The following is an 11,269-nucleotide window of genomic DNA, read 5'->3' on the forward strand; positions in this document are numbered from 1 at the left end:
CAGCGATCGGGAAACTGCGCTGGTGTACGGCTGGCACAGCGTGACGACGATGCTGCGTGTCGCGCCGCAACGCATCGTGCAACTCCATGTGGCAGTGGAGCGCAAAAGCGATGCGCGTGTGCAAGGCCTGATCCAGAAAGCCGAGGCGGCTTCTGTCCCGGTGGTGTGGGTCGAGCGGTCGTTTCTGACGAAGTGGATCGGACACGGCCGCCATCAAGGCGTGGTGGCAACCCTCAACCCAGATGCTCGGACGGTCACGCTCGAAGCGGTGCTGCCCAACAGCATGGAGTACCCCAATCCGGCGGCGCGCCAGCTGCTGACGCCGCCGCTCTACCTGGTGCTCGATGGTGTGACCGACCCGCACAACCTGGGGGCCTGCCTGCGCACCGCCGACGCGACGGGCGTGCGCGCGGTGATCGTTCCCAAAGATCGTTCGGTGGGGATCACACCTGTGGTGCGCAAAGTCGCGAGCGGCGCTGCCGAAACCGTGCCGGTCGTTTTCGTGACCAATCTGGCGCGAGCGCTCGAGCAGCTCAAAGCCTCGGGCGTTTGGGTCGTCGGATTGGCGGGCGAGGGTGACCGGTGGCTCGCAACCTGCGATCTTTCCGGTCCCTTGGCGCTCGTAATGGGTGCCGAAGGCGAGGGGCTGCGACCGCTCACACGCGCGCATTGCGATTTCTTAGCGCGGCTGCCGATGCTTGGTGTCGTCGAAAGTCTTAACGTTTCCGTTGCCGCAGGGGTTGCCCTCTACGAAGTCGTGCGCCGCCGCTTCGACAGGGTTTAAGGCGTCGCGTCCTCCTTTGCGCTGCGTCATTCCAAGGCCGTCGCGTGACGGCCTTCTTTTTTACTATTGACAATAATGATTCTCATTATCTATAATGTTCTTGAAACAAGCATGAGGGAATGAGCGCAGTGGCAAATCAAGCACGGACGGGTGCCGAACGGGTTTCGCAATGGCTCACCCTTATCTCAGCGGTGGTTGCGGTAACGCTGTCTGTTTTGGATTGGCTCTACTGGGGGCGCTAATGGCCGAGAGCGGGTGCGTGAAAAGAGCGATTACGGAGCGGATGGTGCAAACCGCAGCGTCGCTTGAACCCCATTTTGCACCTGAGGTTCTTTTTGCTGCGGTGATCGAAGGAGTACCTGCGGTCGAATATCAGCCCATTGTCCGTTTGGAAGATGGCGCAATCATTGGGTACGAAGCTTTGGCGCGTTTTTCGGCATGGGGTCGGGCAATTCCGCCAGATCAGCTTTTTGCGGCGCTACATTGCAATCCGATGCTGCTTCACTACGCCGAATGGAAGTGCAAGGCGATTCAGTTGGCTCTGGCACCTAAGAAAGGGCTTTTGTTTCTCAATTTGGAGCCCGACGCGTGGCATCAAGGTCAATGCGGCAACTGGGTGGATCCCTATCTCGAATTGTTTGCTGCGTCACGCGAGCGGTTGGTCGTCGAAATCGAGGAAAGTTGTCATCTTCATGCTGCAACCATATCCGGAACCCTTGCCGAACGGTTGGCTGAACGGGGCATTGCGGTTGCCATTGACGATTTGACCCCAACGCACGGCATCGCATTGCGATCGCTCTACCAATACGCGGCATTTCTCAAATTCGATCGCGCCTTTCTGAAGGAGGGGAGCAAACGCAACCCTTTTTTCGAACATCTTTTCGCTGCGGCAAAAGAGAGTGGGGCTACATTGGTATTGGAAGGTGTCGAGCGAGCGGAAGACCTTGCGTTTGCGGCGGCGCTCGGTTTCGATTGTGTCCAAGGGTTCTATTTCGCAGACCGTATCGTTCGAAAACAAGGAACGACACAGCTTTGGCGACGGTTGTGGCGTGAGCGCCGCGCGTGCACGGGCTGTCAGATGACGTGTGCGGTACGTGATGAGGAGGTGATAGGTGGATAGACCCACTGCGTCCCTGCCGATGAGCAGCGTCATGGTCGGGATACGAAAAGGGCGCAAGCGGCTCTGGGAGTTGGAGGAAAAGCTCCTTTGTCCCGTGATTGGTTCCTGCCTGACCGTGGCCGAGGTGGCAAAGCTGTTGAAGCGTTTTGACTACGTCAGTGGCAAAGCGCGTGCATTCGAAGTGCATGTGACGGCGGTTGGTCTTGCGAAGACGCGTAACGAGGTCAGTGAACGATTGCATCGGCGGCTGGACGAGAAGTGGCGTGTTGCGCTGACTCAGGTTGCGCAAATCAAAGATGACGAAGCATTGCGCACGTACTGGACCGAATCGTTTGCGCGCGGAGAAGTGGCGGGCGCCTTTTGGGCCGTCGTGACGCACCCATTGGTGACGTCAGAATTGGCTCATAGCTGTTACGAAGACCTTCATATGCTTTCTCATCAAATCGGCGCTGGCCTGGCTGCAGATGTGCGCAGACTCAAATGGCTCGAGGAGGAACGGACCCGTCTTGTGCAAGAAAACCAAAAACTGCAGGCGCGTGTCCATGATCTTTCCCAACAGCTGGGCGAGCGGACTCAAGCCATGCTGAATCTCAAGGCACAGGTCGACCGCGCAGAAGAAGCACGAGAACGGTTGGTGCAAAAGTGGCGTGCCGAATGTGAAATGCTTCGTGACGCGGCAGAAGAAGGTGGTAAGGCGCTGGCGCGAATCGAATCGCTCAAAGCTCGTGTCGAGACCCTGGAGTCCGAACTGGTAGCGGCATTGCGTGATCGAGATTTTTGGCGCGAAGAGTTGGAGGCGATACGCAGGGAACACGCGGCGCTTGAACAGCTGTGGGTGTCGCAACAAGTCGAATCGGTGTCGACGGCGTATTGCGCGAACGAGACGGAATGTGACGCATGCCAATATCGGTACCGATGCGTTTTGTGCGTTGGCGGACGTACGAATTTGGCGCCACATCTTCGCGATTTTGCGAAACGTTTCGGGCTGGAAGTGCGTTTTCACGACGGCGGATTGGAAGACGCGCTCCAGCGCTTACCAGAGCAGCTCAAGGGCGTCGATGCCGTCGTCGTTACGGTTGGAGCGGTATCTCACCAAGCTTACTACCGTGTCAAGCATTTCTGCAAACAATCGGGAAAGCCATGCTTGTTGATCCGAAATGCCAGTATGGGAGGGTTCGCCGTTGCGATCCAGTCCTTGATGCAGGGGGAAGTTGAGCTTGCATCCCAGGGGTTGCCTGCGGTCAAAAGACTGACGAACTGAGGAGATTGCGGTGTACGCTTGCATCTGTTTCGCAGTGAAAGAGCGTGAGGTACGCGAAGCGGTATCGAAGGGCGTGGTGCGCATGAGCGATTTGTGCACCAAGCTCGGTATTGGAACGAGGTGTGGGCGTTGCGTTTGTGCGCTCCGCGAAATTGTCCGTGAAGAAACTAAGGGAATAAAGGAGATTACGATTGGTGATCGCGAAAAAGCGATCGATGATCGATTCTTGCAGAAAGGATGTGGCCCTCTGTGTCAGAATAGTTGTCGTCTCGATAGATCCTGAAACCAGAGGGCGACAAAGGAAGAACGAAGTGGCCAGATACGGACAGTCCTTCAAGGACAGGGCGGTTGCACGGCTGTTGCCGCCAGAAAGTGTCGCGGTGCAGACGCTGGCGCGAGAGCTGAGCATTTCAGCTGCGACGCTAGCGCGCTGGCGAGCCGAGGCGCTCTCCCAGCCCGTTGGCGAGCGGGGCTGGAGTGCGGGGGCCCGATTCGAAGCGGTGCTCTCGACCGCCGCGATGGACGAGGCGAGCAAAGGGGCCTGGTGCCGCGAGCATGGCGTGTATCCCCAGACGCTCGAGCAATGGCGCACCGCCGCCCTGCAGGCGCTCGATGAGCCCGAGGAAGTCGCACGGCAGGCTCTGCGGGAGAAGAAGGCCGAGCGGGGTCGCATCAAGGAACTCGAGCGCGACCTGCGCCGCAAGGAAAAGGCGCTGGCCGAAGCGGCAGCGTTGCTGGTGCTATCAAAAAAGCTCGAAGCGATCTTCCCCAAGGACGAGGACGCATGATCGGCCTGGAAGATCGCCAAACACTGGTCCGACACATCGATGAGGCACACGCAGCCGGCGCGCGCCTACGCCCGGCCTGCGAGGTCGCAGGCATGACGCTGCGCACCCTGCAGCGCTGGAAAGCGCAGGAAGGACTGCGCCAGGGGGACCGCAGGCCCCTGGCAAAGCGTGCGCAGCCGGCGCATGCGCTCAGCGACGAAGAACGGGCGAGGATCCAGGCGTTGGCCAACGAGCCCCGTTTCGCCGACCAACCCCCGGCGCGCATCGTCCCCACGCTGGCCGACGAGGGCGTCTATCTTGCCAGCGAATCGAGCTTTCAGCGCGTGCTGCGTGCCCACGGACAAACCCGTCACCGTGGGCGCAGCCGTGCGCCGCAGCGCACGCGAGCGCCGACGACGCACGTAGCCAGCGCCCCCGGACAAGTGTGGTGCTGGGACATGACCTACCTGCCCACCCACGTGAAGGGGCAGTGGTTCTACCTGTATCTGATCATGGATCTGTACAGCCGCAAGATCGTCGGCTGGGAGATTCATGCCACCGATGAGGCAGAACACGCGGTGAGCCTGCTCAAGCGCACCGCGTTGGCCGAAGGCCTCCACGCCCTGCCGGAAAAACCCGTGCTGCACGGCGACAACGGCAGCACGCTCAAGGCCACCACGGTGTTGGCGATGCTGCACTGGCTGGGGATCAAGCCCTCATACTCTCGCCCCAGGGTGTCCGACGACAACGCCTTCGTCGAATCGCTCTTCAAAACGGCGAAGTACCGCCCCGAATTCCCGGCGCGCGGCTTTGCCAGCCTGGACGAAGCCCGCCAGTGGGGACAGCACTTCGTGCACTGGTACAACGTCGAGCACCGCCACAGCGGCCTGCGCTACGTCACCCCCGCCCAACGGCATGCCGGGGAAGACCATGCGATCCTGGCGGCACGGCACCAGACCTATCTTCAAGCCCGCGAACGTCACCCGGCGCGCTGGTCCGGGCAGACACGGGACTGGACACCGATCGGGGCCGTCACGCTCAACCCGGAACGGGACAGCGTCGTTCGGGACTCTACCCAAGCTGAAATAGAAGGCAGGTGATTGCATGAATCAGGCGACAACTATCTTGACTTGTTCCGGTGGTTGTGCTACACTAAATGAAGTGAAATCGCACAAGGAATGGATTTATGAAAGGTGATCCGAAAGTACTCCAGCTTCTCAATGACGCGTTGAAGAACGAATTGACGGCGGTCAATCAGTATTTTCTTCATGCGCGGATGTATCAGAACTGGGGCTATCATGCGCTCGCAGAGGTAGAGTATCGCGAGTCCATTGAAGAGATGAAACACGCGGATCGTTTGATTCAACGTATCCTCTTTTTGGAAGGGTTGCCCAATTTGCAAGATCTGGGGCGGCTGAGGATCGGGGAGAACGTGCCGGAGTGTCTCAAAGCAGATCGGGCGTTAGAAGAAGCTGCGATAGCACAATTGCGCGGTGCAATCGCTTACTGTGAGTCGGTGCGTGATTTCGTTTCGCGTGATCTGCTGAGTGATCTGCTCGATGATTCGGAAGAACATTATGATTGGGCGGATACCCAGTTGGAATTGATCGAATCGCTCGGGCTGCAGAACTACCTGCAAAGTGCGATGGGAAAGGTTGATTCCTAATTTTTTTATTTGCATAAATTATTGATTTTGACAATCGTTATCGTTATGTGTTAGATCTGTGATGTTAAAAAGGAGTTAACAATGAAAAACCGCGTTTTCGCTGCGGTACTTGGCGTGAGTTTGGCTTTGGGCAGTTTTGCGCTTACAGCGGCTGAGCCGCAAGGGCGCACGGCGCACCGTGAAGTGTCGATCCCGGCTACGGCCTCAGCAGCGTGGGAAATCTTGCGCCAAGACGGGGCTGAGCTGAAACGCTATCTTGAGAAGGAGACGTTGACCCCGATGGATCTCCATGAGATCCACATGCTTTCCTACTCATTGGAGGTTGCTGTTCATCGCTTGCGCTCCGAGTGGGAGCAGATCGCGAACGATCTGGAAGAGATGCACCTCAACAGTGAGTCGGGCAATGCCGAAAAAACACGGCAACACGGTCAGGTTTTCCTCGACGCGGTCTCACGCGTTCAGGGTTGTAAAGAATAAAGAATAAATTTTGACTGTAAGGAGTGTGAAATGTACGGTTCTCGTTGGCGGCAGGTTGTCGCAGCAGCCGGTTTGATGGCCACTGGATTGGCGTTTGCAGAAGCCCCGATGAGCGTTGACGATGCTGGCACGATGGATGCCGGTGGGAAAAAGGCCGAAGCGGGGTGGAGCAAAGCGGGCGACGTGCGCGCGTGGGAGGTTGCGGCGGGTTTTTCGCCAGCAGAACATTGGGAGATTGGTGTCGCGTGGGATCGAGAGAAGGACCACCAATCGCGCGAACGAGATCGCGGTGGCTCACTTTCCGTGAAATGGGTGCCTGTCCAAACCGACGCGGGCTGGTCGGTTGGCGCGCTCTTCGATCTGGGACATCGGCAGTGGCGGTCGCCCGCAACGGACGAAAAGGATACCTATCAAACGATGAGTGCCTTGGGGTTGGCAACGTACCGTGCCAACGCCCACGTCCTCCATCTTAACGCCGGTGTGGCGCGGGATACGCAAAGCGACGAGAATACCGCACTTTGGGGGCTGGGGTACGAATACGAGCTTTCTGACACCGTGGCGCTGCTCGCGCAATATTATGGTGAGGAAGGAAGCAGCCCGACGCGTGGCGTAGGAGTGCGCTGGACCGTTGCCGAAGGGATGAAGGTCGGTGTAATGGTCGATCGTACCACTGGGCGCGACCGCGAAACGGCGGTCGCGCTCAGCTGGGCATGGGAATTCTAAGCGCAGCCAAAAGCTGTCATCAAGAAGACGGCGCGGTGGGGGATGAGGGAATTCCCCGCAGCGCCGCAAGCGCTTCTGGAGCCACGGAACGTAAGTGAAGATCGCGTTGCGGGAACGGAATTTCGATTCCGTTTTCGCGAAACGCTTTGTCGATCGCCAGCGCCAGCTCGGTGTGCGTCTGCACCCGAACGCCGATATCCGCGACGAAACAGCGCAGTTCGAAGTCGATGCTGCTCGCGCCGTATTGGATGAACGCGACGCTGGGTTCCGGATCTTTGAGGATGTTCGGGTGCGCGTGCGCGACGTCGAGCAGGACGCGACGCACCTTGTCGAGATCGCTACCGTACGCAACCCCAACCGGAATGACGATGCGCGATTGCAGGTCAGAAAGCGTCCAGTTGGTGACGTTCCCGGTGATGATCGTCTTGTTGGGAATGAGCACTTCCTGTTTGTCCCACGTTTCGATCACGGTAGCACGGATCGTCATCCGTTTTATTTTGCCGCTGATCCCTTGGACCGTGACGATGTCCCCGACTCGGATGGGGCGTTCGAAAAGGATGATCAATCCAGAGACGAAATTGGCGACGATCTCTTGCAAACCGAACCCCAGACCGACCGACAACGCGGCAACCAGCCATTGAAGTTTTGACCAGGGCATGCCAAGCTGACTCAAAATCCAAACCACGCCCACCGTGATGAGCAGGTAGCGAAAGAGCGTGACGATTGCATATTTGGCGCCATCGTCGAGTCGACGGGTTTGCGCGAGCAACAACTCGAGCAAAGTGGGTGCGTTGCGGGTGAGTAGCGTCAAGACGAAGAGTGCCACCAAGGTAAAGAGCAAATCGGCAACCGTTACGGTGAGGGTCAACGTCTCGTTGCCACTCACTTCTTGATAACGCCACAACACCCACTCATCGAGCTGCGTCAATGCCGGTAACAGCGGCGCCCAGAACCAAAGGAGCAGCGCACCCAGTGTGAGCCAAGCGCTCCAGCGCACGATCCGTTGCAATTGACGACTACCGCTTTCGATTTCGCGGTTCGTCTCCGCCAGGCGTTTTTGCTGCTCTTGGTCCGAGAGCGCTTCCGTAGCGTCCGCCCGGGCTTCGCGCATTTTGCGCTGCGCAATGGTGCGCCACCGATCATCGAGGATCGCGCGCATGAGGTCGTAACCCAGCGCAACGCTCAAAAGTGCCCAGAGCGAACGCCAGTACGCGATGAGGACGGCCTCTGCGGTATAGAGATAACCGATCACCAGCAGTACGGTGCCCGCCAAGGGCGGCAGCAAAAGGACGAGCCACAGCATCCGTCGGCTGAGCGGGCGGAGCCGGGGAAAGAGGTCGGCGCGTTTCGTGGGGTGGAAAAACCAGGCGAAAAAGAGCGTCAACCACAGGGCTCCCATCAAAAGTGCCGTTCGTAACGGCGTGCCCGATTCCTCATGCGGGGGGAGCGCATACAGATAAGTGACGAGCGTTGCGATGAGCGCGGTAATCCAGACAAACAGAAGAAGGCTGCGCCGAATCCGTAATGCGCTGGTTTCTGGAACGAGATAGCGGTATTGCAGTAGCCCTCCGTGGTCGGTGAGCACGATGCGCCAAAAGTGCAAATTCCACCAGAGGAACGCGGTTTGGGCGAGCGCTTCGCCCAACGCGGGAAGGGCAGTCCCCGGAGCGTGGCGCACCAGTTGCGCTAGGAAGAGAAGAAAGAGCGGAAAGCCTGCCGCTTGGAGCGCGGAGAGCAGCAGCAACGCAACCGTGGCGCGGCTTCCGGAGGCGTTTCTGGGGAACGTTTTGGGTAGGATCTGGGTGCATTGTCGCTTCAACGAGCGCAGAGAAAACCACCAGACCAACCACAGGACGAAAGGGATCGCTGCGGCGAATAATCCGTCCTGCCACGAGGAGGCCAGCTTAGGGAGTTCTTTGAGAAGCGGCAGCGTGAGCGTGACGATCGCACCCAGTTCATTTTGGGCTACCGACCACCACGGAAGGGCCGATTTCGCCCACAAGAGAAACCCTTGAAGGGTGGCGAGTGCCTCTTGGCTGAAGCGATCTGCCGCGGCTGTGGTCGCTTCCAGGTCGGAAGCCGTTTGGGTGATGGTGTTGCGCAACGCCGCAATCCGTGCCAGCGTCGCCTGCCGTGCCTCAAGGAGACGCTGAAAAGCTTGTCGCGCAGCGTTTTGCTCTTCTGGCGGCAACTGCGCAATGCGCGCTTCGACCGCTTGCGCAAAAGTGGTATGGCGTTGCTGCGCCTGTACCAGTTCGATCTCGATCTGCTGCCATTCGTTGAGGGCGTCGTTCGCCGTGCGGGCCATCTGTGCCAATTCATTGCGCCACTCGGTGAGCGCATTGCGCAGTTCGATCAGTTGAAAACCCAGAAGCGGTGTCAAACCGTGTGTTTTGGCGCGGGTTTCCAATCGCTTCAGTTGCTGCTGGAATGCTTCCAGTTTTTTTTGCGTTTGCTCTTGAGACTGTTTGAGCGCGTCGATTTTTTGGTTGATCTGTGTCAGGATTGCTTTCAGAGCGTCGTTGCGCTCGGCAATCTGTTGCCAGAGGGGATCGTTTTGCCAGCGAGCTTGCGCTTCGCTCGATTTGGGCCGCAAACGTTCGATTTCGGCAAGCGCGGCTGTGGCGATTTCAAGCTGTTTCTCAACGATCTGAAGCCGCAGGGATCGGGCTTGGGTTTCCAACTTTTGAACCGTCTGCCACAACTGTTGCGCTTTTTCCCAACGCAATTGGAGCAGCTGGGCAATGGTTTGCACCGCTTGCGCGGTTCCCGGCGGCGGGTCGATTGGGCGGGTGAGTTCTGCGGGCGGATCGTTGGTCTGTCGCTCAAGCGCCGCTATCTCGTTTTCCCAACGCGATTTCTCGTTGAGCCACCTCTCTTCTGTGCGTTGTAACCACTCTGCGGCGGCTTCAGGTTGCTTTTGAACCACTTCGCGGTATTGTTGCGTCAGGTTAGGCGTGCTGGTGTGACGCAGCGTGGCCCATTGTTCGCGTGAAGCAGCAATACTTTGCTCGGCGATCTGTTGCCTCAGGTGTAGATCGGCTTCCAGTTTTTGCAGCGCGACGGCGCGGTCCCGCAGTTTCAGGAGAAGCTCTTTCGCTCGGCCGGAAGCTGCGTCGCTTTGCAAGGCGCGGTCGATGAGCGAGATGGGGTCGCTCTCTTCCCCTGTGGTCGATGGCGCTGGTTGCGGCGTGCCGTTTTCTGCGGCCAGTGACGGCGTCAAATTGCCCAGCACCAAGACCAAGGTAAACAGAAGCATTACGGGGTGATGCCAGTTGGCGCGCATACTATCTCGCTGGTGTTCCAATGATGTCTTAAAATAGGATAACACGAGCGCCACAATTTTGCCAGAGAGGTGGTTCGCTGAGGGGAATACCATGATCGAGCTTCCGATTCGTTACGTCGAACCCGTTTTCCGTCCGCCGTCAGAAGCGAATTCGTTGATCCTGCCCGTGACCGATGGCTGCTCGTGGAATCGGTGCACTTTTTGTGAGATGTACACGGCGCCACAGAAGAAGTTCCGGGCGCGCAGCGAGGATGAGGTATTGGAAACGATTCGCCGTTGTGGCGAGACGGTCGGGCCGTACGTTCGCCGCGTCTTCTTGGCCGATGGTGATGCGATGGTGCTGCCCACGCGGCGGTTGGTGGCGATCCTAGAAGCGCTGAACGCCGCGTTCCCTAATCTGCAGCGCGTCTCCAGCTATTGTCTGCCCCGCAATCTGCGCAAGAAATCGGTTGCCGAGCTCAAATTACTGGCGGAACGAAAATTGACGCTCGTCTATGTCGGGGCCGAATCGGGTGACGATACGGTGTTGAAACGGGTCCAGAAAGGAGAAACCTTCGCGACTACCGAAGATGCGCTGCTCAAGCTTGCCGAAGCCGGCATACGTCGCTCGGTGATGTTTCTTTTAGGGCTGGGTGGCAAGCAACTTTGGGCGCAGCATATCGCGGCAAGCGCGGCGCTAGCGAACCGGACGCAGCCGGAATATCTTGCGACGCTGGTCGTCTCGTTCCCGCTGGGTAAGGACCGGTTTTTGGCGGCATGGCCCGATTGGGAAGCGCAGGATCTGGTGGGTTTGCTCAAAGAGATGCGGGCGCTCTTACAGCAACTCGAGCTCAAGCAGACGATCTTTCGTTCCGACCACGCGTCGAATTGGCTCGTGCTCAAGGGAACACTCAACAAGGACAAAGCGAAATTGCTGCAACAGGTCGAAGCGGCGATCAGAGATCCCGCGCATGCGCCGCTGCGGCCAGCGTGGGCAAGAGGGCTGTGATCGAAAAGCGAAGCAGCGGCACCGGGCGACGGACCCGTATCCTCAGGTAACTTGCCAAAATCCGGTGACGGTGGGTGAAAAGAAAAATGCACGAGGAAATGGTGGTGAGGGAGGGAATCGAACCCTCGACCTACGGGTTATGAATCCGTCGCTCTAACCGCCTGAGCTACCTCACCACCGTAGGGGATGCGGCGCAT

The 11,269-nt window shown here is 58.4% G+C and carries 11 protein-coding genes and 1 tRNA gene; 10 read left to right on the forward strand and 2 right to left on the reverse strand.

Annotation, left to right across the window (positions count from 1 at the left end):
* Positions 1–49 precede the first annotated feature (49 nt).
* From rlmB to ACYQ4Z_RS02455, 9 genes are all read left to right on the forward strand, one after another.
* Positions 50–784 carry a 23S rRNA (guanosine(2251)-2'-O)-methyltransferase RlmB gene (gene rlmB / locus ACYQ4Z_RS02415; protein WP_459860460.1) on the forward strand — a complete coding sequence of 245 codons (735 nt, stop codon included), beginning with the start codon at positions 50–52 and terminating at the stop codon, positions 782–784.
* Positions 785–903: 119 nt separating this feature from the next.
* Positions 904–1,026, forward strand: a complete 123-nt coding sequence (locus ACYQ4Z_RS02420) for a hypothetical protein (RefSeq protein ID WP_285615139.1) — start codon at positions 904–906, stop codon at positions 1,024–1,026.
* 17 nt (positions 1,027–1,043) lie between these two features.
* Positions 1,044–1,904, forward strand: coding sequence for an EAL domain-containing protein (locus ACYQ4Z_RS02425; RefSeq protein ID WP_459859932.1), 861 nt, complete (start codon positions 1,044–1,046; stop codon positions 1,902–1,904).
* Between the two features lie 19 nt (positions 1,905–1,923).
* Entirely contained in the window at positions 1,924–3,165 is a 1,242-nt protein-coding gene (locus ACYQ4Z_RS02430; RefSeq protein ID WP_459859933.1) for a DUF2325 domain-containing protein, read from the forward strand.
* A gap of 10 nt (positions 3,166–3,175) precedes the next feature.
* Entirely contained in the window at positions 3,176–3,448 is a 273-nt protein-coding gene (locus tag ACYQ4Z_RS02435; protein ID WP_459859935.1) for a (2Fe-2S)-binding protein, read from the forward strand.
* A gap of 28 nt (positions 3,449–3,476) precedes the next feature.
* Positions 3,477–5,032 (forward strand): IS3 family transposase gene (locus ACYQ4Z_RS02440; protein ID WP_088178290.1). Its coding sequence is split into 2 segments (ribosomal slippage): positions 3,477–3,909 and positions 3,909–5,032, totalling 1,557 coding nucleotides; the frame shifts between segments, so codons are not numbered across the junction.
* Between the two features lie 86 nt (positions 5,033–5,118).
* Positions 5,119–5,598 carry a bacterioferritin gene (gene bfr, locus ACYQ4Z_RS02445; RefSeq protein ID WP_219972855.1) on the forward strand — a complete coding sequence of 160 codons (480 nt, stop codon included), beginning with the start codon at positions 5,119–5,121 and terminating at the stop codon, positions 5,596–5,598.
* Positions 5,599–5,679: 81 nt separating this feature from the next.
* The gene (locus ACYQ4Z_RS02450; protein ID WP_219972858.1) at positions 5,680–6,075 is read left to right on the forward strand and encodes a DUF6746 family protein; all 396 of its coding nucleotides are present in this window, start codon (positions 5,680–5,682) and stop codon (positions 6,073–6,075) included.
* A gap of 30 nt (positions 6,076–6,105) precedes the next feature.
* Positions 6,106–6,798 carry a porin gene (locus ACYQ4Z_RS02455; protein WP_219972860.1) on the forward strand — a complete coding sequence of 231 codons (693 nt, stop codon included), beginning with the start codon at positions 6,106–6,108 and terminating at the stop codon, positions 6,796–6,798.
* Between the two features lie 19 nt (positions 6,799–6,817).
* Here the strand turns inward: ACYQ4Z_RS02455 and ACYQ4Z_RS02460 are convergent, their stop codons facing one another.
* Positions 6,818–10,084, reverse strand: coding sequence for a mechanosensitive ion channel domain-containing protein (locus ACYQ4Z_RS02460; RefSeq protein WP_459859937.1), 3,267 nt, complete (start codon positions 10,082–10,084; stop codon positions 6,818–6,820).
* A 91-nt stretch (positions 10,085–10,175) separates the two neighbouring features.
* Between ACYQ4Z_RS02460 and ACYQ4Z_RS02465 the strand changes: the two genes are divergently transcribed.
* Positions 10,176–11,072, forward strand: a complete 897-nt coding sequence (locus ACYQ4Z_RS02465; RefSeq protein WP_219972863.1) for a radical SAM protein — start codon at positions 10,176–10,178, stop codon at positions 11,070–11,072.
* Between the two features lie 99 nt (positions 11,073–11,171).
* On the opposite strand, the gene ACYQ4Z_RS02470 is transcribed toward ACYQ4Z_RS02465, so the two are convergent.
* A tRNA-Met gene (locus ACYQ4Z_RS02470) sits at positions 11,172–11,248 on the reverse strand.
* Between the last annotated feature and the right edge of the window lie 21 nt (positions 11,249–11,269).

It is taken from the genome of Hydrogenophilus hirschii (assembly GCF_054656675.1).

Coding starts and splice junctions, on each gene's coding strand:
- ACYQ4Z_RS02455 (WP_219972860.1), top strand. CDS start 6,106: ATGTACGGTTCTCGTTGGCGGCAGGTTGTCGCAGCAGCCGGTTTGATG.
- bfr (WP_219972855.1), top strand. CDS start 5,119: ATGAAAGGTGATCCGAAAGTACTCCAGCTTCTCAATGACGCGTTGAAG.
- ACYQ4Z_RS02450 (WP_219972858.1), top strand. CDS start 5,680: ATGAAAAACCGCGTTTTCGCTGCGGTACTTGGCGTGAGTTTGGCTTTG.
- ACYQ4Z_RS02430 (WP_459859933.1), top strand. CDS start 1,924: ATGAGCAGCGTCATGGTCGGGATACGAAAAGGGCGCAAGCGGCTCTGG.
- ACYQ4Z_RS02460 (WP_459859937.1), bottom strand. CDS start 10,084: ATGCGCGCCAACTGGCATCACCCCGTAATGCTTCTGTTTACCTTGGTC.
- rlmB (WP_459860460.1), top strand. CDS start 50: ATGCTGCGTGTCGCGCCGCAACGCATCGTGCAACTCCATGTGGCAGTG.
- ACYQ4Z_RS02420 (WP_285615139.1), top strand. CDS start 904: ATGAGCGCAGTGGCAAATCAAGCACGGACGGGTGCCGAACGGGTTTCG.
- ACYQ4Z_RS02465 (WP_219972863.1), top strand. CDS start 10,176: ATGATCGAGCTTCCGATTCGTTACGTCGAACCCGTTTTCCGTCCGCCG.